Source organism: Rhizobium sp. BIGb0125, from assembly GCF_024810055.1.
Taxonomy (GTDB): Bacteria; Pseudomonadota; Alphaproteobacteria; order Rhizobiales; family Rhizobiaceae; genus Agrobacterium.
This window is the reverse complement of record NZ_JANUDV010000010.1, coordinates 140,152-161,571: the sequence shown is the minus strand read 5'-3', so window position 1 is coordinate 161,571 and position 21,420 is coordinate 140,152. Positions and strand designations below refer to the sequence as shown.

Sequence of the window (21,420 nt, the reverse complement as noted above, 5' to 3'; positions counted from 1 at the left end):
GCACGCAGCGGAGACCGAACAACACGACGGCCGGCGCCAAAAAAGGCAGCACAACGTGCTGCACCACTTCTTATGATCGGCCCGGCGCGAAAGGCGGGGCGTAATAGAGCTGATCGATCGACTTGCCGTCACATCTCAGTCGCCGATAATGACGGTCCGAAACTTGCGGTCGATGTGAATGGTGGCGGTACGCCCGTATCGACCTGATTACAGTGCAGACATCTCGGTATTATGATCGGCAGAACAGCAGGCAACAAACCTGCCTGAGAACCACTGACATAAAGGGGAACGCTGCGGTCCTTTTGCCAGGCGGTGCAGGTACGTAAACAAAGTAGTAAAATCGCGGGGAATGGAACGCGGAGCATGTGCCAACATAAGACGGCGGCGTAAACGGCAGGTCATTTGCCCGTGTGGTCCACGGATTTGCCAAGAGAAAGCTGGCCAATCAGACGCGACATAATGCGATTAACTTACCGGTTTTGGCAGGTCACAGGAGTCAAGTTCCGGGAAAGGTGTGAGTTACAATGCGTACGCATGCACATATAATGCCAACTCACTAAAGAGCTTTCTTACGGTATTATACTGTATCTGGAAAAGAGAATTGGCTGGGGAACCTGGATTCGAACCAAGATTAACGGAGTCAGAGTCCGTCGTTCTACCGTTGAACTATTCCCCAACGCTGCGAAGTGGCTGCGCCGCTCTGATAGGGCGTCATATAAATGATTTAACCCCTGATGCAAGCTCAAAATGCGTTTTTGGCAAAGGAAATTCGCTTTGCTTACAATCTCGCCCGTGTTGAGTGTGGCGAGGATAATAACAGGCTGGTTTCGCTGCCGGTGATACCGGGAATAAGGCGTATGCGGCGTAGGATCGCGTCGAAGGTGGCCAGTGTTGGGGCGCTGAGTTCAGCGATCAGATCCCAGCGGCCATTGGTGGTATGAACTTCAGAAATTTCAGCAATGCCTTCGAGTGCGCGAATCACGCGATCCGTCACATGCCCCTCGATTTCGATCATCATGATGCCCCGCACCGCCTCTTCAACGGCATCAGCCCGTAGAATGACGGTGTAACCTAGAATAACGCCGGACTTTTCCAGTCGTTCTATATGCGCACGTACTGTGGCACGCGACGCGCCGGTTTCTGCGGCCAGATCCGAAATGCTGCGACGTCCATTATGGCGCAATTGCGTGATGAGTTTTTCGTCAAGCGGATCCATGTTGCCACTTTGTCTCCATGAGTGACCAAAATGGTAAAGCTATTGGCGCTATTTGCCAATAATTATTGTTCATCTCGCCAGTTAAACATGGTCTGATCCTCTGAATAGAATTTGAGAGGAGTGATGGCCATGGAATGCAGACTGATTGGTGCACCATTGCAGATTGGAGCAGGGCAGTTGGGCTGCGAGATGGGCCCAAGTGCGCTTAGGATTGCAGGTCTTAAAACCGCGCTTCAAGCTCTTGGTCACACGGTCACTGATATCGGTAATGTGGCACCCAAGGCGTTCGCGGAAATCCCGCATCCCAACGCCGCCGTTCACCACCTCGGTGAGACGGCTGCCTGGACGGAAGCTCTGAGTGAAGCGGCCTATCGTGAAAGCGGGCTTGGCATGCCGATTTTCATGGGCGGTGACCATGCGATATCGGCGGGAACGGTTGCCGGCTTGTCAAAGCGTGCTGCAGAAATGAGCCGTCCGCTTTTTGTGCTCTGGCTTGATGCTCATACGGATTATCACAGCCTTGAAACAACGCACAGCGGCAATCTGCATGGCGTGCCTGTTGCTTATTACAGCGGACGAGAAAGTTTTTCGGGCTATTTCCCACCGCTTGAACACCCCGTTGATCCAAACCGCATCTGCATGATCGGTATTCGAAGCGTTGATCCGGCTGAGAGCGTCGCCCTCAAAGGCTCTGGTATCACCGTGCATGACATGCGCATGATCGACGAACATGGCGTCGCCGTGCTGCTGCGCGAGTTTCTTGCGAAGGTCGAGGCCGCAAATGGTCTGCTACATGTCAGCCTTGATGTGGACTTCCTTGAGCCCGCCATCGCGCCAGCGGTAGGCACAACAGTTCCGGGTGGCGCTACCTTTCGTGAGGCACATCTGGTGATGGAGATGCTGCACGACAGCGGTCTGGTTTCGAGCCTTGATCTGGTCGAGCTTAATCCGTTTCTGGATGAAAGAGGGCGTACAGCAACGCTTATGGTCGATCTTGCTGCCAGCCTGATGGGCAAGAGTGTGATGGATCGCCCGAACCGGGCAGGCTGATTGCGGAGGAGATGACTATGACAATCGCACCTAATCTGAATATCGTTCCATTCGTCAGTGTCGATCACATGATGAAGCTGGTTTTGAAGATCGGCATCGATACATTCCTGCGTGAACTGGCGGATGTTGTCGAAGAAGATTTCCTGCGCTGGGAGAGTTTTGACAAGACGCCCCGCATCGCGTCGCACTCGACCGATGGTGTTATTGAACTGATGCCGACCAGCGATGGCACTTTATACGGCTTCAAATACGTCAACGGCCATCCCAAGAACACGCGGGAAGGCCGGCAGACCGTAACGGCCTTTGGCGTACTTTCTGACGTAGGCAACGGTTATCCGATGCTGCTGACCGAAATGACAATCCTGACGGCGCTTAGAACCGCTGCGACGTCAGCGGTTGCGGCCAAACATCTTGCACGCAAGAACGCGCGCACCATGGCGATCATCGGTAATGGTGCCCAGAGCGAATTTCAGGCGCGTGCCTTCAAGGCTATCCTCGGTATCGATCAACTGCGTCTCTATGACATTGATCCCGCCGCGAGTGAGAAATGCAGGCGTAATCTTGCCGGACAGGGTTTTGATATTGTGATTTGTCCGACTGCGCAGGATGCCGTCGAAGGTGCTGACATCATCACCACGGTTACGGCAGACAAACAATATGCCACGATCCTCAGTGACAACATGGTTGGCCCTGGCGTGCACATCAACGCGGTTGGTGGTGATTGCCCAGGCAAGACGGAGCTGCACAAGGATATCCTGTTGCGATCGGATATCTTTGTGGAATATCCGCCGCAGACCCGTATCGAAGGCGAGATACAGCAGTTACCGGCCGATTATCCGGTCACGGAGTTGTGGCAGGTGATGGCTGGCATGACGGACGGCCGGGTGAACGATCACCAGATTACGCTTTTTGACAGCGTCGGTTTTGCGACCGAGGATTTTTCGGCTCTGCGCTATGTGCGTGCCAAACTGCACGATACAGGGCTTTTCGAGGAGTTGGACCTCCTTGCTGACCCGGATGATCCACGCGATCTATTCGGCATGTTGCTGCGTTGTGAGGCAGCGATGGCCTGATAAAGGTCGGGTAATCTGTTTACGCCTCCCATTGGCCAGATTGAGACTCATGACGTTATTCTGCTGAATTTCGTCATAGTTTCATTTGAATTTCATTATCTTCGGTGCTGTAAGCTGTTCCGGATACAATGAGATTTTCCTTTGGGGAGACGAACTTGCAGCAGGACGTAATACACGACCTCTTCATTATCGGTGGCGGCATCAATGGCTGCGGCATCGCACGTGATGCTGCTGGCCGTGGGTACTCGGTTGGCCTTGCCGAAATGAGCGATTTTGCTGCAGGTACGTCATCTGGTGCCACCAAACTTATTCACGGTGGTTTGCGATATCTCGAACATTACGAGTTCCGGTTGGTTCGTGAATCGCTGATGGAACGTGAAGTGCTGTGGGCAATGGCACCACATATCATCAAGCCGATGCGGTTTGTGTTGCCTTACCATAAGGGCGGTGTGCGCCCTGCCTGGCTCATTCGCCTCGGCCTGTTCCTCTATGACCACTTAGGTGGCCGCAAGTTGTTGCCACCGACCAGGTCGCTGGACATGCGCCGCGATGCGGCAGGCAAACCGCTGAAGCCGATTTTCGACAAGGCATTCGAATATTCTGACGGTTGGGTGGATGATGCGCGGCTGGTGGTTCTGAATGCGCGGGATGCGGCCGACCGTGGCGCACATATCATGAACCGCACCAGAGTGACGTCGGCGAAGCGTGATGGCAAGCTCTGGTCGCTGACATTGACCGATACGGTTAGTGGGCAGGTCACGACGGTTAAAACCCGCATGCTGGTCAATGCGGCGGGCCCGTGGGTTGACCAGGTGCTGGGGCAGTCCTTGGGCCGCAACGCCGTGCATAATGTACGGCTTGTGCAGGGCAGCCATATCATCGTGAAAAAGAAGTTCGATGATCCGCGTGCCTATTTCTTCCAGAACCCTGACAACCGCATAATTTTCGCCATTCCCTATGAGGATGAGTTCACGCTGATCGGCACGACAGATCGTGACTACAAGGCTGATCCGAAGGACGTGAAGATCAGTGACGAGGAAATTCAGTATCTGTGCAATGCCGCCAGCGAATACTTTGCTGAGCCGGTTCGCGCAGAAGATATCGTCTGGACCTATTCCGCTGTTCGTCCGCTCTATGATGACGGTGCCTCTAAGGCGCAGGAAGCGACCCGTGATTATGTGCTGAAACTGGATGGAGCCACTGACGAAGCACCGCTTCTCAATGTGTTTGGTGGCAAACTCACCACATATCGCCGTCTTGCTGAACATGCGATGGAAATCATTGGCAAGGCCTTGGTCATCAAGGGGGCGCCGTGGACTGCAAAGAGCCGTTTGCCGGGTGGTGATTTCGATGTCACGGGTTATGAGACCGAAGTCAAAAAGCTCTCCGCCGCTTATCCATTTCTGGAAACATCACATGCAAGACGCCTCGTCAGGCTTTATGGCACCAATGCCAATCGTGTGCTTGGGTCAGCTGTGCAAATTTCCGAGCTCGGTCAACATTTTGGCGCAGATCTCTACGCCAAAGAGGTTGATTGGCTGATGACGCAGGAATGGGCGAACCATGCCGTCGATGTCGTCTGGCGCCGTACCAAGATTGGTCTCCACCTCACCGCAGAGCAGATTGAAGTGCTTGAGACCTACATGGTAAATACAGCGAATGCCCCAGCCGCATAAGGAATAGGAGGGCTGTCAGCCCTCCGTCTTGCGGTTCTTACGTGCGACCATGTTTTCACGCCAAATGGTGAAGACACCTGCGGCGACAACGATCACAGCGCCAATGATCATATTGGTGCTCAGGCTCTCGCCAAAAAGCGTCACGCCGATGATCGAGACCAGAACAAGCTGGTAATAAGAGAACGGCTGTACCGAGGCTGCATCGGCCAGTTCAAAGGCTTTGATGAGCAGATAGTGGCCACTCATGCCGGTGGCACACAATGCAAGCATCCAGACAATATCATGTGGCGCAAAAGAAACCCAATAAAAGGGACCGACAAAGGTCAGCGCGACAGCGCCCGCAACGCCGGTATAAAAGAAGCTGGTCATGGCACTGTCAGTACGGCTGGCCAGCCGTGTCAACACGCCATAAAGCCCAAGCAGGAATGCGGCAATGAAAGTGACGATCAGCATCGGGTCAAATCCATCACCTTCCGGTTTGAGGATAATCAGCACCCCGATAAAACCGACGAGAATAGCCGACCAGCGGCGCCAGCCGACACGCTCCCCGAGAATGGGGACGGACAGCGCTGCCACCATCAGTGGTGTGGAGGCCAGAATGGAATGGGAGTGTGCCAGGCCGACAATGGCGAAAGATGTGATCGATAGCGAAATCTGTACCGCAAGGATCACACCACGGCTGATTTGCAGGCCTAGCCGCTTTGCCGCGATTGTTGCCCGTAACCCATCTCGGGATCGGATGGCCATGAAGATCGCAAACAGTGCAAACGCCCAATAGCGGATCATGGTCACGAAGACCGGCGGATAATGGGTGCCAAGATATTTCGAGATACCGTCCTGAACCGCAAAAATGCTGAAAGCAATCAGCGCATAAAGGAGGCCGGTGGTCTTGGCTTGCATTGAAAGCTCATATCTTGGGTTCTGACCGACGCCGGTGTAGGGCGCGTGCCAAATGCATGTAAAAGGCGGGAAGTCAGTTTTATAAGAAACCATTCTTCATTGTCTGACAACCTGATTTTTTAGGTTTCAGCTATGCAAGGCAATCTTAGCTTTCTTATCTTTAAGGCGTTGCCGAGGTTGAGGCGCTCAACCCTTGCGAATGTGAAAGCGGTGGCTGTTTTCCAGCGCAGTGCTTTCCAGCAATGCGTGTCCGTCTTCATTGCAAAGATGGGGAATATCGATCACAGCGAGAGGATCGGTGGTCTCGATGATAAATTCGAATCCGGATTGTTTTTTGGCAAGTAGCTTTCTGGCTCGCAGAACCGGCAGTGGGCAACGCAGCCCACGCAGGTCAAGCATTTCCGGACCGCTGGAGGTCATTCCGTTGCCCAAAGCTTCCAGAATGGTTTTTTCTTTTCTGGCTCCGGTGCCTGCTGTGGCGCGAAGGCGAGCGGGTTCATCGACGGAACAGGGACCGAAGCTGTTGTCATGCCAGCGGCTGGCTGCGTCGTGTTCGAAGCGATAGCCGTCTGACCAGTGCTGACTGGAGACTGTTGCGGTGTTGCCGGACGTGGTGTCGAGGCTGTTGCCGAAGGGGTCTGTGGTGTCAAAACCGGTGTGACATGGTTCTTTTTGTCCATGAGGGCAGCGAATTCCGCCTCCTTCATAAGCTTGCCAGCCTTCAGCGAAGAACCGGTGGGGGCGTAAGCGGCTTCGCGGCCCTTACGCTTGTCGGCAACAACTGCCTTGCGCTCAGCCTCGCTTGGGTCATACCACGCCATGCCGTCGTATTTTTTGACTGCCTTTTCATAGGCAAGATCATAAGTCTTGCCGTACCCTGCCAGTGCGTTCGCCAATGCTGGCGGTGTGCTCATGGCAGGGCATTGTGCCGAAGCGTTAAACGATCCACCTTCGGTCTGCTGGTTGAAGACATATTTCTTCTCGCAGACATTTACTTCCGGTGGGCGCTTGGTCACTTCAAAATTGTCGTAGCCGACCTTCAGCATTTTCCAGAAATCAAGGTTTTCGCTGTGGCGGTGGCGTACCATGTTTTCCGCTGTCATGCGGAAGGGGAATGCCTGCAGCTGAATGGTCTTTTGGCCACCAGTAAACGCATCACGGGCAAAAGCGTAGATTTCTAGGACCTGCGCGTCGGTCATCGAATAACAACCGGATGAGGAGCAGGCACCATGGATCATCAGGTTGGTACCTGAACGCCCGTTGGCCTGGTCATAGCGGTTCGGAAATCCGGTGTTGATGGCCAGATAATAGCTGGAATTCGGGTTCATGTGGCCGGGTGTCAGGTTATAGAAACCTTCCGGGGCTTGCCGGTCGCCTTCCTTGACCTTTGGGCCAAGTTTACCTGACCATGCACAGATCTGATATTCGGCAATCTTGTCGAAACGGTTGTCACGTTTCGCTTTCCAGATTTCAAGCGCGCCTTCTTCCTTGAAAATGCGGATCATGATGGGCGCATTGCGCTCCATGTCCTTTTTCTGCATTTCAGCAAGTCTTGCTGGCGAAAGCGGGTGGCCGACCTTATTTTTGATGTGCGAGACGTCCGCTTCGACGGTGTCGAGCGTATCGTTGCAACTTGTCAATGCGAAGGCTGTGCACGCCAGAAGAGCAAGATGTATCAAACGCATGAAGATCGATCCGAAAAAACAAGCCGCCGTTGGCGTTGTTCCGTCAACAGCATGTCATTTAAAATACAGCGTTAACCGTTTACATGTTCTTAACTGATCGGCAATCCACCCCCGTTGCCTCCGTCGCACACATGTCTGTGATCAGAATATGGCCTAGTTTAGGCCATATTCGCTGGTAATGCGGACATAATCAGAGATTTCTGCCGATATCGAGGAATTTCTGGCGGCGTTCCGCACGGATTTGGTTGGCAGAATGGGACGACAGGTCAGAAAGTGCCTTGTTGATCACGTCACCGGTCGCGGTGATGACCTTGGAAGGATCACGATGTGCACCGCCAATCGGCTCTGGAATGATACCGTCGATAACGCCCAGCGACTTCAGATCTTCCGAGGTGATCTTCATGTTGGTGGCGGCTTCCTTTGCACGGGTGGAATCGCGCCAGAGAATGGATGCTGCACCTTCAGGTGAAATCACCGAATAGATTGCGTGCTCAAGCATGTAGACACGGTTGCCCGTTGCAATGGCAATGGCGCCGCCCGAACCACCTTCGCCGATAACAACGGAGACGATTGGGACCTTGACGTTGAGGCACATTTCGGTCGAGCGAGCGATGGCTTCGGCCTGTCCGCGCTCTTCGGCGCCAACGCCGGGATAGGCGCCTGCGGTATCGATCAGCGTAATGACCGGAAGCGAGAAGCGATCAGCCAGTTCCAGCACGCGGATAGCCTTGCGGTAACCCTCTGGGCGCGGGCTGCCGAAATTGTGCTTGAGGCGCGACTTGGTATCGTTGCCTTTTTCCTGACCGATAATGGCAACCGGCTGGCCATTAAAGCGACCGAGGCCTGCCTGAATGGCGGCATCTTCCGAAAACTTGCGGTCGCCCGCCAATGGTGTGAAGTCGGTAAACAGCGCAGTTGCATAGTCCACGAAATGCGGACGCTGCGGGTGGCGTGCTACCTGCGTCTTCTGCCAGGGGTTCAGTTTGGAATAGATGTCCTGCATCGCATCCTGAACACGGCTTTCCAGACGGGTGATCTCCTCCGAGGTGTCTATGCTCTCGTCCTCGGTGGCGAGCTTTTTCAGCTCTATGATTTTGCCTTCAAGGTCGGAGATTGGTTTTTCGAAGTCGAGGTAGTTGTGCATGAGATCCGTTTCCGATCGTTTTGCCCAAGGTTTATCCGGTCCTTACCGGCGGTTCCGCAGGCTCTAATCGTGTTTTTTGCCCTGTTTGGCAAGGGGGTGGTGTGTTTGTACCAGTTCTTGCAGGCGTTCTTCCAGTACATGTGTATAGATTTGTGTCGTTGCAATGTCGGAATGACCCAACAATTCCTGTACCGCACGCAGATCGGCGCCATTTTGCAAAAGATGGCTGGCAAAGGCGTGTCGCATGACGTGTGGCGATATCGCAGAAGGGTTTATACCGGCACGAATGGCAATATCTTTCAGGTCACGGGCGAATACCTGACGCGGCAAGTGGCCCGATTTACCATAAGAAGGAAAAAGCCAGGGATTTTCGTTTTTCGGGTCGCTATTGGCCTTTAGGGCGCTGCCATAGGCTGACATCGCGTCCATTGCCGTGCGCGAAAGCAGGACCAGCCGCTCTTTGTTGCCCTTGCCGCGGATCGACAAGAACCGCTCTTTTTGTGCCAATGCCGTGAGCGGCAGAGATACAAGTTCGCTGACGCGCATGCCGGTGGCATAAAGCAGTTCCAGAAGAACATGCATACGCAACCGCGAAAGCTGCCCTGGTCCTTCTTGCTCTGCCTCAGCTGAGGCCTGCTGTAAAAGGCGGTTCACATCGGCCACACTCATGATTTTGGGCAGCGGCGTTGTTTTCTTTGGTGCGTCGAGGATGCTGGTCGGGTCATCGTCGCGCAGACCCTCGGCATACAGAAATTTGTAGAACTGGCGCATGCTGGACAGGTGGCGTGCTTGTGACGAGGCGGCAAAGCCAAGTGTGGCCAGATGAGAAAGATAGGCTGAAAGGTCGCTCTGCTGCGCCTGCATCAGCGAAGTGCCGTTATCGATCAGAAACTGCCAGAGGTCGGAAAGATCACGTTCGTAGGATTGAAGCGTATTGTCAGCCGCGCCCCGTTCCGCGCTCATCATTTCCAGGAAACTTTCCAGACGGGCACTGTCCATCTTGCTCATTGGCGGTCTCTTGGTCTCACTGGACCGGCGGGTTAAGGCGCTCGGAAGGAATTCGCACGGTTATATCGCGTTCTCGGGGTTCAACCAGCATCACAAGTGAAACCATGGATCCGTAAACAATTCCGACAATGGCGGCGCAGATAAACAAAAAGCGGAACAGGGTTGGCATTGGCCCTCCATCTATCATTGCTGTGCCAGATTGGGTTTGTCTTGTCCCATATGCAAAAGATGAAAGCAAAGGGCAACCAGACGCGTTCAATCTTTGACCGTTAATGTCTGAGGCTTTTAGCCTGAGCCATAAGGAATATCTCTTGACGCTGGCTAAACATTTGCAGATACCGGAATCGAACCGGACCTGCACATTAATGAGCGAATCTTTCACATTTCCCGTTCCCACGCTTGCTGAGGAAGCACGGGCGAAGCTCGGAAGACGCAATATCGTCTTTGTCGGTCTTATGGGCGCTGGTAAATCTGCGATCGGCCGTCTGGTCGCACAGCAACTTGGCGTTACTTTTGTCGATACGGATGCGGAGATCGAGCGCGTATCGCGCATGACGATCACTGACCTGTTTGCAAAATACGGCGAAAACGAATTCCGTGCACTTGAGGCTCGTGTCATCAGAAGGCTTTTGCGCGGTGGCCCTAAGGTGGTTTCGACAGGCGGCGGCGCATTTATCAACGAGGTTACTCGCAATCATATCAAGAATGCCGGTCTTTCTCTGTGGCTGAGGGCTGATCTGGATGTATTGTGGGAGCGCGTCAACAAGCGCGATCATCGGCCGTTGTTGAAAACCGAGAACCCAAAAGCCACGCTCGAAAACCTGATGATAAAGAGATACCCGATCTATGCCGAGGCTGATCTAGTGATCGAATCCCGCGATGTGGGCAAAGATATCATCGTGACTGAGGTTCTGGCGGCTGTTGCCGGACGTGACCTCGCTACCTCCAAGAATGGAAATGCCAAATCATGACGACCTCGACAGGATCATCGCAGGAGCGGCGCGTGCATGTGCCGTTGGTAGGGCGCGCTTACGACATTCTGATCGGGCCAGGTCTGATGACCAAGGCTGGCGGAGAAATTTCTTCGCGTCTCAAAGGTCGCCGAGCGGCGATCATCACGGATGAACATGTCGCACCTCTCTATCTTGATATGGTGATGGACAGCCTGCAGACCGATGGCATTGAGGCCGTTTCCCTGACCCTGCCAGCGGGTGAGAAGACCAAGAGCTTCGAACATTATATGGCAGTCTGCGACCTCATTCTTGAGGCACGCGTTGAACGTAATGACGCAGTCATTGCCTTGGGCGGTGGTGTAATCGGTGATCTGACTGGCTTTGCCGCCGGCACAGTGCGGCGTGGTGTGCGGTTTGTACAGATACCGACCACGCTGCTGTCACAGGTGGATTCATCGGTCGGTGGCAAAACCGGCATCAACACCCGTCATGGCAAGAACCTTGTTGGTGTGTTTCATCAGCCGGATCTGGTTCTGGCGGATTCCTCGGTGCTCGATACGTTGAGCAAGCGCGAATTCCGCGCCGGTTACGCGGAAGTGGTCAAATACGGCCTTATCGACAAACCGGATTTCTTCGAGTGGCTTGAGAAAAATTGGCAGGAGGTTTTTGCCGGTGGTACGGCGCGCATTGAAGCCATTGCCACCAGCTGCCAGGCAAAATCCGATGTGGTTGTCGAAGATGAATTCGAGAACGGACGTCGCGCATTGCTCAATCTCGGCCATACTTTCGGACATGCGCTGGAAGCGGCAACTGAATATGACAGCAAACGTCTGGTGCACGGCGAAGGTGTTGCCATCGGCATGGTTCTTGCGCACCAGTTCTCGTCGCGGCTCAATCTGGCGAGCCCGGATGACGCAAAGCGGGTCGAGGCGCATCTGAAAGCGGTTGGTCTGCCTGTTTCGATGAATGAAATTCCCGGCACCCTGCCACCGGTTGAAATGCTGATGGCGGCGATTGCACAGGACAAGAAGGTCAAAAGCGGCAAGCTTACCTTCATCCTGACCCATGGTATTGGCCAGTCCTTCGTTGCGGATAATGTTGCCGCCTCCGAAGTCGAATCCTTCCTGAAAGAAAAACATCCGGCTTGATGTTTTTGAGATTGGCATCGTGTCTTACGATGCCAATCCTGCTGCTGCTCAGATTGACGGCCACATATCTTAAAAGCGGGTGGGTTCTCCCGGTGCCGCAGCTTCGATGGCGAGAGCATGCAAACCTTCGTCCAGTTCAGGCTGCAACAGGGCATTAATTGCCCGGTGGCGGTCGATGCGAGACTTGCCGGAAAAGCTTTCTGACACTATCTGGATACGCATATGGGTTTCCCCATCCCCGGTCATTCCTGGCTGGTGGCCTGCGTGTTTACCGCTCTCATTGATGACGGCAAGGCGTTGCGGTGCGAAAGCGTCGTTCAGTTTTTTTTCTATGCGGGCGGTCAGTGACATCGTCTCATTCCATTCTAAAAGGGGCTCTTTAAAAGCCAGCAACATTCCTGTTTGTCAATTCTTGTTGTGTACCTTTGCGTACCCCATAATCAGGCTATCATGAAACTGGATTCGAAATACTTTGATCGCATCCGCACGCGCCGGAAAAAGGACAGTCAGCAGGAGGTTCAAGCTCCTACCTGTCAATGGGACGGTTGCGAGCGCCCTGGTGCCCATCGTGCACCCGTCGGCCGCAACGCCGAAGGGCAATTCTTCATGTTCTGTTTCGAGCACGTGAAGGAGTATAACAAGGGTTATAACTACTTCTCCGGCCTGTCCGACAGCGACATTGCGCGTTACCAGAAAGAGGCGATTACCGGTCACCGTCCGACCTGGACGGTTGGGGTCAACAAGACCGCCCGCGATAGCCCTTTGCATTCCACGCTGAAATCAGGCGCTGCCGGCGCAAATGCACGTATTCGCGACCCGTTTGGTTTTACCGGCTCCGGTGGCGCGCGTAGCGGCGGACAACGGTTCCAGCAGAACCGCAAGTTGAAAACACTGGAAGCCCAAGCTTTTGATACGCTTGGCTTGGCAGCCAGTGCAACCCAGGACGAAATCAAGCGCCGCTACAAGGAACTTGTCAAAAAGCATCATCCTGATGCTAATGGTGGCGATCGCGGTTCGGAAGAGCGTTTTCGGACTGTTATTCAAGCGTATCAATTGTTAAAGCAGTCTGGTTTCTGTTAGGGTCTGCGAACCTTAAACTCGCTTGATAATTGCCTGATGATATGTGGTTGGGTGCTTGCTACCCGCCTTGGAGACGTGATGAGCAAAATTGATCTTGATATTTCCAACCTGCCGGACACAACCGTTTCTGTTCGGGATGTTTTTGGTATTGATACCGATCTGGTCGTGCCTGCCTATAGCCAGGGCGATGCCTATGTACCGGATCTGGACCCGGATTACCTTTTTGACCGCGAGACGACGCTGGCAATTCTTGCGGGTTTTGCTCACAACCGACGTGTCATGGTGTCCGGTTTCCACGGCACGGGTAAGTCCACCCATATCGAGCAGGTTGCTGCGCGCCTGAACTGGCCATGCGTTCGTATCAACCTCGACAGCCATGTCAGCCGTATCGACCTCGTCGGCAAGGACGCCATCGTTCTGAAGGACGGCAAACAGGTTACCGAATTCAAGGACGGCATTCTGCCGTGGGCTTACCAGCACAATGTTGCGCTTGTGTTCGATGAATATGATGCCGGTCGTCCCGACGTGATGTTCGTTATTCAACGCGTTCTGGAATCTTCCGGTCGCCTGACGCTGCTCGACCAGAGCCGCGTTATCCGTCCTCATCCTGCATTCCGCATTTTCGCAACCGCCAACACGGTTGGCCTTGGTGATACCACCGGTCTTTACCATGGCACGCAGCAGATCAACCAGGCACAGATGGACCGCTGGTCTATCGTCACGACGCTGAACTACCTGCCGCATGACAAGGAAGTTGATATCGTTGTTGCCAAGGTGAAGAAGCTGAACACCAAGGAAGGCCGCGAAACCGCTTCCAAAATGGTGCGTCTGGCCGATCTCACGCGTTCGTCCTTCGTCAATGGCGACCTTTCGACCGTCATGAGCCCTCGTACTGTGATTACCTGGGGAGAAAATGCTGAAATCTTTGGCGATGTCGCCTTTGCTTTCCGCGTGACGTTCCTTAACAAGTGCGACGAACTTGAGCGCACTTTGGTTGCCGAACTTTATCAGCGCGCCTTTGGCGTTGAGCTGAAAGAAAGTGCAGCAAACATCGTTCTCTCCGCGTGAGACCACCCCTCTTTGAGGGTTGATCTAACATTCGGATTATCAAGGGATGAGAATGCATTACGCCCCTTATGGCATGCCACGTAAAACTGTGTGACGGTTTTGCCGTCACGGCGTGCGAGGGGCGGGGCTTCTCAGGTGAATGGGTAATAGCATGGCAATGCGTGGCGATAATTCCAGAGCGAAAAGCGGTACGGTGATCGATACGGAGCCGTTGCGCAATGCCATTGCCGGCAGTGTGCGGTCCGTTGCTGGCAGTGCGCAGGTTGAGGTCGTGTTCGCCAATGAGCGTCCGGGTCTTGCAGGCGAGCGTATGCGTCTTCCGGAAATCTCCAAAAAGCCGACGGCACAGGAAATTGCCATCACGCGTGGTCTTGGCGATTCCATGGCGTTGCGACTGGCCTGTCACGACAATGATATTCACGCAAACCTCGCACCGCAGGGTGCAGATGCGCGCGTTATTTTTGATGCTGTAGAACAGGCACGTGTCGAATCCATCGGTTCGCTGCGCATGCCGGGTGTTGCCTCCAACATTCGCAGCATGAACACAGAGAAATATTCCAAAGCCAATTTCTCGACGATTGAGAAACAGGATGACGCACCCATTGCCGAGGCTGTGGCCTTGCTGGTTCGCGAACGTCTGACCGGTGAAAAACCGCCGGCAAGTGCGGGCAAGGTTCTGGATCTGTGGCGTCCTTTCATCGAAGAAAAGGCCTCTGTCGATCTCGATAATCTTGGTTCGGCCATTCACGATCAGAAGGCTTTCGCAAAGCTCGTGCGTCATATGCTGACCTCGATGCAGATGGCGGAAGATCTTGGCGACGTTGATAATGAGGCCGATGATCAGGAAGCGCAGAGCGATGAAGATCAGCCACGCAGCAACGAGACAGAAGAAGAGCAGGTAGAAGAAGAAGCCGGTTCTGATGCAGCCCCTGCCGAGGACAGTGAAGCCTCGCAGGAAGAAATGGAAGAAGGCGAGATGGATGGCGCCGAGATGTCGGAGGACGAAATGTCCGACGATCTCGATGAAGACTCCGAAACGCCGGGTGAAACCCGTCGCCCCAATAGCCCGTTTGACGATTTTAACGAGAAGGTCGACTACCGTATCTTCACGCAGGAATTCGATGAAGAAATTCATGCCGAGGAACTGTGCGAAGAGGCTGAACTGGATCGGCTGCGCGCATTCCTCGACAAACAGCTTGCCCATTTACAGGGTGCTGTTGGACGTCTCGCAAACCGCTTGCAGCGCCGCCTGATGGCGCAGCAGAACCGCTCCTGGGATTTTGATCTCGAAGAAGGTTACCTCGACCCTGCAAGGCTGGTGCGTCTGATCATTGATCCGATGCAACCATTGTCCTTCAAAAAGGAACGCGACACCAAGTTCCGGGACACCGTCGTATCGCTTGTCATCGATAATTCCGGTTCGATGCGTGGTCGTCCGATCACTGTTGCTGCGACTTGCGCCGACATTCTGGCACGGACGCTGGAACGTTCAGGCGTCAAGGTCGAAATCCTCGGTTTCACCACCAAGGCCTGGAAGGGCGGCCAGTCGCGCGAGCAATGGCTTGCTAATGGCAAACCTGCTTCGCCGGGTCGTCTCAACGATCTGCGTCACATCATCTACAAGAGCGCCGATGCGCCATGGCGGCGTTCACGCCGCAATCTCGGTCTGATGATGCGTGAAGGCCTGCTGAAGGAAAACATCGATGGCGAAGCGCTGATGTGGGCGCATAACCGTCTGATCGGCCGTCCTGAGCAGCGCAAGATTATGATGATGATTTCCGACGGTGCGCCGGTCGACGATTCTACACTGTCGGTCAATCCGGGCAATTATCTCGAGCGGCATCTGCGCGCTGTTATCGAGCAGATTGAGACACGGTCGCCGGTCGAGTTGCTAGCTATTGGTATCGGTCACGATGTGACACGTTATTACCGCCGCGCGGTGACGATTGTGGATGCGGATGAACTTGCTGGTGCGATGACGGAACAGCTTGCCTCTCTGTTTGAGGAGCAGGGCACGACAAAGGCTTCCGGACGAGCGCGCCGTGCGGGATAAGCAGCGCACGCAATATACCGACAGCAAGACAAAAAATACGGCATCTCTGACTGGCGTCCTGGCGACGCTGGTCGCCGGTGTCGCATTGTTCATGCCGCTGCCGGTTTTTGCTGCAAACAGTGTTGACGCGCCTGTCAGTGCGCGGGTGTTGCAGGGCTTCAAGGTCAGCGGCAAGGAAACCCGTTTCGGAAAGCTCGACTTTGTCGGCGGACTAGTGCTCAGTTCGCGCGAGCCACTGTTCGGCGCCATGTCCAGTATACGTTTCCGTCCCGATGGTCGAAATTTTGTTGCGGTTCTCGATACTGGCCACTGGCTGACGGGGCAAATCCAGCGCGATACTAATGGAAAGCTTGTCAGTGTCACCGGCGTTAAAATAACACCGATGCTGGATGCCGCAGGGCGCGAACCACATCGCAAGATGGAAATGGATGCCGAAGGGCTGGTTCTGAGGGATGGGCAGGTGATCGTCAGCTACGAGCAGCGTCACCGGATTGATGTGTATCCTGATCCAGGCTTTGCCACGTCGCGGCCTGTCAAACGTATTCCGCATCTTATTCCATCGGGGGAATTGCGTGCCAATGGCGGTATGGAAGCACTTGGCCTTTCACCCGCAAATTCGCCCCTGCAAGGGGCGTTGGTCGTGGTGGCTGAAAAGAGTATCGATGAGGATGGCAATCTTCTCGGTGCCATTCTGGAAGGTCCGCTGAAGGGCGCTTTTACCGTTTCGCGCCATCCTTCATTTGATGTGACAGACAGTGCGTTTTTGCCTGATGGTGATCTTCTATTACTGGAACGCCGCTTCAACCTTGCCGAAGGTGTGGGTGTTCGTATTCGCCGCATTCCAGCTGCGACTATCAAGCCGGGCGCAGTTCTCGATGGTCCTGTGATCTTTGAGGCTGGCATGGAAAGCCAAATCGACAATATGGAAGGTATGGATGTGATTGCTGGGCCAGATGATGCCACGCACATCATTCTGGTGTCTGATGACAACCACTCATTTCTTCAGCGCAATATGATGCTGGAGTTTCGCCTGAATGAATAAAGCCCGCAGAAGCGGGCTTTATTTTTATGGGGTTATACAGTCTTTGCCGGTGGCATTGGCTTCAGCGTCGTCATCAGTGCGCCGTAGGGCAGCAACATGACCAAGCCGACCAGAACCTTGACGCTGAGGTCACCCAGTGCCCAGGAGATCCACCGTGGAGCCTCTGCTGCCATCACACCGAAGATTGGAGCATTCTCGATTGCAAAGGCATCGTTGGGGCCAATGAAGGCGAATGCCGGTGCAAAGGATATCGAGAAGAACAGCGCTGTGTCGAGCACGGAGCCAGCAATCGAACCTGCCAGCGGTGCCTGCCACCAGCTCTGGCGGCGCAGACGGTTGAATACCGAGATGTCCAGAAGCTGACCAATCAGATAGGCAGTGCCCGATGCCACGGCGATGCGTGGAATGGATGTCCAGAATGACAGGCTGACACCAACGACAAAACCGGCAAACACCACACGACGTGCAATGGATGGTCCGAACTGGCGGTTGGTGAGGTCGGTAATCAGGAAGGCGATGGGGTAAGTGAATGCACCCCAGGTGAGGAGATCGCCAAGGGCGATACCGTACAGTGTGCCGCTGAGCGGGTACTGAACGAGGATGTTCGAAGCCACGACGACAAGCGTCATAAGGACGACATAGATAAATGTGTAACGCAGGTAGGGCATTTTTTTATCCTGGGTGATGCCACCAGTTGGAGGGATAACAATGTTTATTCAATAAAAAAGGCTTGATGAGCGGTACCCATCAAGCCTTTGTATTTCTTGCTTGGGCAGATCAGGCTGCTTCAGCAGTCTTCTTTGCGATCTGGCGACGCAGCAGACGAGCGCGCATGCTCAGTTCGTTTTCGCTTGCCTTGAGAAGGAAAGCGTCGAGACCGCCACGGTGTTCAACCGTACGCAGCGCTGCAGCGGATACGCGCAGGCTGAAACGCTGGCCAAGAGCATCAGAAATCAGCGTAACGCTGCAGAGGTTTGGCAAAAAGCGGCGCTTGGTCTTGTTGTTGGCGTGGCTGACGTTGTTGCCTGTCTGGACGCCCTTGCCGGTCAATTCGCATACACGGGACATGGGTACACCTATTCTTGTGTTTGCCTTTTGAACCAGCTTCCCGGCAAAAACCGGAAGGCAATCCAATTGGCCATGATTGGAAAGTTGCGGTTCTATAGTCAGGTGGGGCGGCGCAGTCAAGCCGCTCATTGGCTTTGAGGCGGAATTTCCGAGTTTTCCCGCCATTCACTGCTATTTTATTGCCACAAGTGCAGCTATATGATGCAGTCCGAAACGGTTGCGGGGCCAAAGGTAGGCGAGAATGATAGCCATCGGACGGAAATATCTACAGGCCACTGCTTTCTTGCTGGCGTCATTTGGCGTGTCGCAGGCTGCCGATACATATCACAAAAGCGAGTACAGCATTAACCTCGGAATTCTGCCGATTGCCAAGGCGTCGTTCTCGACCAAGATGACCGATGGCAATTATTCGATCACCGGGTCGTTCAACGCCGCCGGCATAGCCAGCGTCATCAAGGACATTTCCGGTCGTACCACGGTATCCGGCATCAAGCGTGGCAACCGTATGCTCGCAAACCAGTACACGCTGGTTTACAAGGATGGCAAACGCACGCGGACATATGAGGTGCGTTATCGCAACGGCAACGTGACAGCGACGGTTGTGCGACCTGAACCGAAGACCAAACCGAAAAATTGGGTTGAGGTGCGTGACAGAGACCTGCGCTCTGTTCTCGATCCGATTTCCGGTCTGATCATTCCGGCCGGTGGCCGTGTATGCCCCAGCCGTCTGCCGATCTATGACGGTGAATCACGCATGGATCTGGTGTTGAGTTCGAAGGGCACACGGCCGTTTTCGACGACCGGTTTTAGTGGTGATGCTATCGTTTGCACCCTTCGTTATGTGCCGAAATCAGGCTTTCGTGAGGGACGCGCCGATATTGAGTACCTGAAATCCATTTCCATGGAAGTCTGGTTTGCCAAGGCCGAGAACATGGATCTCTACGCTCCGGTCTACGCACGCATTCCAACCAAGGTTGGCCCCGTTTACATAACGGCGACCAAATATGGCGGCTGATGGTTTGACCTGACGGCGCTCAGGCGCTTTCAGGCTGCCAGTCCGGTGCAGCCATTTCAAAGCTTGAAAACTCGAAGCCCGGCGACACCGTGCAGCCAACGAGGGTAAACTCTCCCGTTGTTTCTGCCGATTGCCACCAGCCCGCCGGAACAAGCCCCTGCGGCCGCTCGCCCGCCAGAACGTCTGGGCCGAGATTGATGGTGGTGCTATCCGTGCCATTTTCCGAAACATGCAATTTCAGCGGTGCGCCAGCATAATGGTGCCAGACCTCCACCGCATCGGTCACCCGGTGCCAGTGAGAGCGTTCACCGGCTTCCAGCAGATAATAAATGGCCGTTGAGTGGCCGCGCTGGCTGCCCTGCGTGTCGCGAAAGGTCTGGCGATACCAGCCACCTTCCGGATGGCGTTGCAATTCAAGCTCCCTGATGATGGCCTGCGCTGTCATCAAAAATTATCCTTCCGCGTGCGGATTTCTGCAAATACGTCCTCATCACTGGCATCGATCATGCCCAGGTGTTGGCGTATCGCCGCATCGCCAACACGCATGTAGGGATTGGTCTGTTTTTCAAGGCCGATCGTTGTGGGAATCGTAAATTTTCCGGCGTCTCGCAGGGCGGATACTTCGGCGGCACGCGTTTTCAGTGCCGGGTTTTCAAGGTCGATGGTCACGGCAAAACGGGCATTGGAAACGGTATATTCGTGACCGAAATAAACTTTGGTTTCATCGGGCAGGGCCATCAGTTTCTGGAAGGAGTGCCACATATCGGCTGCTGGGCGCTCGAAAAGGCGGCCACACCCCATCGCAAACAGGGTATCGGCGGCAAAGAGCAAGCCGTCGCTGGGAATGTAATAACAAACATGGCCCGCGGTGTGGCCGGGTGTTTCGATCACCTTGATGGTGCGTCCGGCAAATTCGAACTCGTCGCCATCCATCACTGTTTTGTCCAGGCCGGGAATCGCAACTGCTTCGCCGTGAGGCCCAAGAATGGTGCAGCCAAACTTTTCTTTCAGCGCGAGATTGGCATCGACATGGTCGTGATGATGATGGGTGGTGAAAATATGGGTGAGCGTCCAGCCACGGCGCTTTGCCGCCTCGATGATCGGCTGCTCCTCCGGCGCATCGATGGAAGCCGTCTCACCTGATACCGGGTCGTGCAACAACACTCCGAAATTATCACTGCGGCACAGGAAGGTTTCTATTTCCAAAGGTTTCATGGCAGGCTTCCTCCTTGGCTTACGGTTGTGCGTTCTTTCATGTAAGTGCATTGTCCTTGAAGTCCAACCGGCTGCTGCTACATTCTGGCTATGAACACCGATATTGTCGATCTGCGCGAATTTTATCATTCCACACTGGGAAGGCTGGCTGAGCAATCCATCGTGATGGCGCTTTCCACCATGTGGCCACCGCTGCCGGAAGAGCGCCTGCTGGGGCTGGGTTACGCTGTGCCCTATCTCGATCGTTTTCGTGCCGATACCGAGCGGACCTTTGCTTTCATGCCTGCCGGGCAGGGCGCGGTGAATTGGCCAGCCGGAGAGCTGTCTTCCACTGCTTTGGTGTTTGACGAAGAATTGCCGCTACCGGACGCGTCGATTGATCGTGTGTTGTTGGTGCATTCGCTGGAGTTTGCCGAAAATCCGCGTGAAACGCTGACCGAGCTTTGGCGTGTGCTGGCCCCCGGTGGACGGCTGGTGATCGTTGTTCCCAATCGTCGTGGCGTCTGGGCGCGTATGGAGCACACACCGTTCGGCTCGGGCAGACCCTATTCACGCGGGCAGCTGACGACTTTGCTGCGCGAGGCAAACTTCACGCCGGGTGTGTCGACGGAAGCGCTGCTGTTTCCGCCGTCGAAGCTCAAATTCATTCTCAAGCTGCGGCGCTATTTTGAAACTATTGGCCGCAAGCTGTGGCCGGTGTTTTCCGGCGTGATTATCGTGGAAGCGCAGAAGCGCCTTTATCAGGGCCTGCCGGTTTCACAGCGCGCCTCCCGCCGCGTATTCGTGCCGGTGCTGGCGCCGCAGGGAATACCGACCACCCGCACGCGGTCGAGCGAGACAAAACGGCGCTGAGATCGGTGAAAATCTCCAAGTTTATGTCGCGAAACTGCCTGGATATCGGCGTGATGTTCGGTCGTGCTGCTGAGGCTTGCGTCATTTCCTTCCAGGCAACGGCCCAAACACGACCAGTCAACACGGCCTAACCCTCGACAAATCCTGCGTTCCGGTCTAGGAGCAATCGGCATT

General features: G+C 54.5%; 23 protein-coding genes and 1 tRNA gene. 12 read left to right on the top strand and 12 right to left on the bottom strand.

Annotation, left to right across the window (positions count from 1 at the left end; all coding sequences use genetic code 11):
- A partial coding sequence (locus tag M2418_RS23735) for a hypothetical protein (RefSeq protein ID WP_259149502.1) occupies window positions 1-207 on the top strand: 207 nt, incomplete at its 5' end.
- A 395-nt stretch (window positions 208-602) separates the two neighbouring features.
- On the opposite strand, the gene M2418_RS23730 is transcribed toward M2418_RS23735, so the two are convergent.
- Both M2418_RS23730 and M2418_RS23725 read right to left on the bottom strand, forming a co-directional pair.
- Window positions 603-676: transfer RNA gene (locus M2418_RS23730), tRNA-Gln, on the bottom strand.
- 102 nt (window positions 677-778) lie between these two features.
- Entirely contained in the window at window positions 779-1,216 is a 438-nt protein-coding gene (locus tag M2418_RS23725) for an Lrp/AsnC family transcriptional regulator (RefSeq protein WP_250985513.1), read from the bottom strand.
- Between the two features lie 129 nt (window positions 1,217-1,345).
- Here M2418_RS23725 and rocF point away from each other — a divergent pair, with 129 nt between their 5' ends.
- The 3 genes from rocF to glpD all read left to right on the top strand — a co-directional run bounded on the left by rocF (window position 1,346) and on the right by glpD (window position 5,015).
- The gene (gene rocF, locus M2418_RS23720) at window positions 1,346-2,266 is read left to right on the top strand and encodes an arginase (RefSeq protein ID WP_259149501.1); all 921 of its coding nucleotides are present in this window, start codon (window positions 1,346-1,348) and stop codon (window positions 2,264-2,266) included.
- A gap of 17 nt (window positions 2,267-2,283) precedes the next feature.
- Complete coding sequence (locus M2418_RS23715) at window positions 2,284-3,339, top strand: ornithine cyclodeaminase (RefSeq protein WP_259149500.1); 1,056 nt, start codon at window positions 2,284-2,286, stop codon at window positions 3,337-3,339.
- 155 nt (window positions 3,340-3,494) lie between these two features.
- A complete protein-coding gene (glpD, locus tag M2418_RS23710; RefSeq protein ID WP_259149499.1) occupies window positions 3,495-5,015 on the top strand; it encodes a glycerol-3-phosphate dehydrogenase in 1,521 nt (506 codons plus the stop codon).
- Between the two features lie 15 nt (window positions 5,016-5,030).
- Here glpD and M2418_RS23705 read toward each other — a convergent pair whose 3' ends face one another.
- The 5 genes from M2418_RS23705 to xerD form a co-directional block, all read right to left on the bottom strand.
- Window positions 5,031-5,915 (bottom strand): DMT family transporter, encoded by an 885-nt coding sequence (locus M2418_RS23705; protein ID WP_259149498.1) that lies wholly within the window; start codon window positions 5,913-5,915, stop codon window positions 5,031-5,033.
- 186 nt (window positions 5,916-6,101) lie between these two features.
- Window positions 6,102-6,335, bottom strand: a complete 234-nt coding sequence (locus M2418_RS23700; protein WP_192491553.1) for a sulfurtransferase TusA family protein — start codon at window positions 6,333-6,335, stop codon at window positions 6,102-6,104.
- Window positions 6,332-7,600 (bottom strand): murein L,D-transpeptidase family protein, encoded by a 1,269-nt coding sequence (locus M2418_RS23695; RefSeq protein ID WP_259149497.1) that lies wholly within the window; start codon window positions 7,598-7,600, stop codon window positions 6,332-6,334. Before M2418_RS23695 ends, M2418_RS23700 begins: the two co-directional genes overlap by 4 nt.
- Before the next feature lie 190 nt (window positions 7,601-7,790).
- Complete coding sequence (locus tag M2418_RS23690) at window positions 7,791-8,744, bottom strand: acetyl-CoA carboxylase carboxyltransferase subunit alpha (protein ID WP_192491551.1); 954 nt, start codon at window positions 8,742-8,744, stop codon at window positions 7,791-7,793.
- Between the two features lie 63 nt (window positions 8,745-8,807).
- Window positions 8,808-9,752, bottom strand: coding sequence for a site-specific tyrosine recombinase XerD (gene xerD, locus M2418_RS23685; protein WP_250985520.1), 945 nt, complete (start codon window positions 9,750-9,752; stop codon window positions 8,808-8,810).
- Window positions 9,753-10,117: 365 nt separating this feature from the next.
- On the opposite strand from xerD, the gene M2418_RS23680 reads away from it, so the two are divergent.
- On the top strand, window positions 10,118-10,723 hold the full coding sequence (locus M2418_RS23680; RefSeq protein ID WP_192491548.1) for a shikimate kinase: 606 nt from the start codon (window positions 10,118-10,120) through the stop codon (window positions 10,721-10,723).
- On the top strand, window positions 10,720-11,853 hold the full coding sequence (gene aroB, locus M2418_RS23675) for a 3-dehydroquinate synthase (RefSeq protein ID WP_259149495.1): 1,134 nt from the start codon (window positions 10,720-10,722) through the stop codon (window positions 11,851-11,853). Before M2418_RS23680 ends, aroB begins: the two co-directional genes overlap by 4 nt.
- 69 nt (window positions 11,854-11,922) lie before the next feature.
- On the opposite strand, the gene M2418_RS23670 is transcribed toward aroB, so the two are convergent.
- On the bottom strand, window positions 11,923-12,204 hold the full coding sequence (locus tag M2418_RS23670; RefSeq protein WP_192491573.1) for a BolA family transcriptional regulator: 282 nt from the start codon (window positions 12,202-12,204) through the stop codon (window positions 11,923-11,925).
- A 99-nt stretch (window positions 12,205-12,303) separates the two neighbouring features.
- Between M2418_RS23670 and M2418_RS23665 the strand changes: the two genes are divergently transcribed.
- From M2418_RS23665 to M2418_RS23650, 4 genes are all read left to right on the top strand, one after another.
- Window positions 12,304-12,933 (top strand): DnaJ domain-containing protein, encoded by a 630-nt coding sequence (locus M2418_RS23665; protein WP_192491546.1) that lies wholly within the window; start codon window positions 12,304-12,306, stop codon window positions 12,931-12,933.
- Between the two features lie 78 nt (window positions 12,934-13,011).
- Window positions 13,012-14,001 (top strand): cobaltochelatase subunit CobS, encoded by a 990-nt coding sequence (cobS, locus tag M2418_RS23660; RefSeq protein WP_192491545.1) that lies wholly within the window; start codon window positions 13,012-13,014, stop codon window positions 13,999-14,001.
- Window positions 14,002-14,152: 151 nt separating this feature from the next.
- A complete protein-coding gene (gene cobT / locus M2418_RS23655; RefSeq protein ID WP_259149494.1) occupies window positions 14,153-16,054 on the top strand; it encodes a cobaltochelatase subunit CobT in 1,902 nt (633 codons plus the stop codon).
- Window positions 16,044-17,096, top strand: a complete 1,053-nt coding sequence (locus tag M2418_RS23650; protein ID WP_405049473.1) for an esterase-like activity of phytase family protein — start codon at window positions 16,044-16,046, stop codon at window positions 17,094-17,096. The genes cobT and M2418_RS23650 overlap by 11 nt, the downstream gene beginning before the upstream one ends.
- Window positions 17,097-17,128: 32 nt before the next feature.
- Here M2418_RS23650 and M2418_RS23645 read toward each other — a convergent pair whose 3' ends face one another.
- Both M2418_RS23645 and rpmB read right to left on the bottom strand, forming a co-directional pair.
- Window positions 17,129-17,764: a VUT family protein gene (locus M2418_RS23645; RefSeq protein ID WP_192491543.1), complete on the bottom strand. Its 636-nt coding sequence runs from the start codon at window positions 17,762-17,764 to the stop codon at window positions 17,129-17,131.
- 109 nt (window positions 17,765-17,873) lie between these two features.
- Window positions 17,874-18,164, bottom strand: a complete 291-nt coding sequence (gene rpmB / locus M2418_RS23640) for a 50S ribosomal protein L28 (protein ID WP_192491542.1) — start codon at window positions 18,162-18,164, stop codon at window positions 17,874-17,876.
- Window positions 18,165-18,405: 241 nt separating this feature from the next.
- Here rpmB and M2418_RS23635 point away from each other — a divergent pair, with 241 nt between their 5' ends.
- On the top strand, window positions 18,406-19,179 hold the full coding sequence (locus tag M2418_RS23635) for a DUF3108 domain-containing protein (RefSeq protein WP_259149493.1): 774 nt from the start codon (window positions 18,406-18,408) through the stop codon (window positions 19,177-19,179).
- 19 nt (window positions 19,180-19,198) lie between these two features.
- Here M2418_RS23635 and M2418_RS23630 read toward each other — a convergent pair whose 3' ends face one another.
- Both M2418_RS23630 and gloB read right to left on the bottom strand, forming a co-directional pair.
- Window positions 19,199-19,624, bottom strand: a complete 426-nt coding sequence (locus M2418_RS23630) for a cupin domain-containing protein (RefSeq protein WP_250985525.1) — start codon at window positions 19,622-19,624, stop codon at window positions 19,199-19,201.
- A complete protein-coding gene (gloB, locus tag M2418_RS23625; RefSeq protein WP_259149492.1) occupies window positions 19,624-20,394 on the bottom strand; it encodes a hydroxyacylglutathione hydrolase in 771 nt (256 codons plus the stop codon). The genes M2418_RS23630 and gloB overlap by 1 nt, the downstream gene beginning before the upstream one ends.
- Before the next feature lie 90 nt (window positions 20,395-20,484).
- Here gloB and M2418_RS23620 point away from each other — a divergent pair, with 90 nt between their 5' ends.
- A complete protein-coding gene (locus tag M2418_RS23620; RefSeq protein WP_250985527.1) occupies window positions 20,485-21,246 on the top strand; it encodes a class I SAM-dependent methyltransferase in 762 nt (253 codons plus the stop codon).
- The last annotated feature ends 174 nt before the right edge of the window (window positions 21,247-21,420 follow it).

Bases quoted from the DNA above. Each gene is read 5' to 3' on its own strand.
- M2418_RS23665 (WP_192491546.1), top strand. From the start codon at position 12,304: ATGAAACTGGATTCGAAATACTTTGATCGCATCCGCACGCGCCGGAAA.
- M2418_RS23630 (WP_250985525.1), bottom strand. From the start codon at position 19,624: ATGACAGCGCAGGCCATCATCAGGGAGCTTGAATTGCAACGCCATCCG.
- xerD (WP_250985520.1), bottom strand. From the start codon at position 9,752: ATGAGCAAGATGGACAGTGCCCGTCTGGAAAGTTTCCTGGAAATGATG.
- aroB (WP_259149495.1), top strand. From the start codon at position 10,720: ATGACGACCTCGACAGGATCATCGCAGGAGCGGCGCGTGCATGTGCCG.
- M2418_RS23645 (WP_192491543.1), bottom strand. From the start codon at position 17,764: ATGCCCTACCTGCGTTACACATTTATCTATGTCGTCCTTATGACGCTT.
- M2418_RS23700 (WP_192491553.1), bottom strand. From the start codon at position 6,335: ATGACCTCCAGCGGTCCGGAAATGCTTGACCTGCGTGGGCTGCGTTGC.
- M2418_RS23635 (WP_259149493.1), top strand. From the start codon at position 18,406: ATGATAGCCATCGGACGGAAATATCTACAGGCCACTGCTTTCTTGCTG.
- M2418_RS23705 (WP_259149498.1), bottom strand. From the start codon at position 5,915: ATGCAAGCCAAGACCACCGGCCTCCTTTATGCGCTGATTGCTTTCAGC.
- M2418_RS23725 (WP_250985513.1), bottom strand. From the start codon at position 1,216: ATGGATCCGCTTGACGAAAAACTCATCACGCAATTGCGCCATAATGGA.
- M2418_RS23690 (WP_192491551.1), bottom strand. From the start codon at position 8,744: ATGCACAACTACCTCGACTTCGAAAAACCAATCTCCGACCTTGAAGGC.
- rocF (WP_259149501.1), top strand. From the start codon at position 1,346: ATGGAATGCAGACTGATTGGTGCACCATTGCAGATTGGAGCAGGGCAG.
- M2418_RS23695 (WP_259149497.1), bottom strand. From the start codon at position 7,600: ATGCGTTTGATACATCTTGCTCTTCTGGCGTGCACAGCCTTCGCATTG.
- cobT (WP_259149494.1), top strand. From the start codon at position 14,153: ATGGCAATGCGTGGCGATAATTCCAGAGCGAAAAGCGGTACGGTGATC.
- M2418_RS23620 (WP_250985527.1), top strand. From the start codon at position 20,485: ATGAACACCGATATTGTCGATCTGCGCGAATTTTATCATTCCACACTG.
- M2418_RS23715 (WP_259149500.1), top strand. From the start codon at position 2,284: ATGACAATCGCACCTAATCTGAATATCGTTCCATTCGTCAGTGTCGAT.
- M2418_RS23670 (WP_192491573.1), bottom strand. From the start codon at position 12,204: ATGTCACTGACCGCCCGCATAGAAAAAAAACTGAACGACGCTTTCGCA.
- M2418_RS23680 (WP_192491548.1), top strand. From the start codon at position 10,118: ATGAGCGAATCTTTCACATTTCCCGTTCCCACGCTTGCTGAGGAAGCA.
- rpmB (WP_192491542.1), bottom strand. From the start codon at position 18,164: ATGTCCCGTGTATGCGAATTGACCGGCAAGGGCGTCCAGACAGGCAAC.
- gloB (WP_259149492.1), bottom strand. From the start codon at position 20,394: ATGAAACCTTTGGAAATAGAAACCTTCCTGTGCCGCAGTGATAATTTC.
- cobS (WP_192491545.1), top strand. From the start codon at position 13,012: ATGAGCAAAATTGATCTTGATATTTCCAACCTGCCGGACACAACCGTT.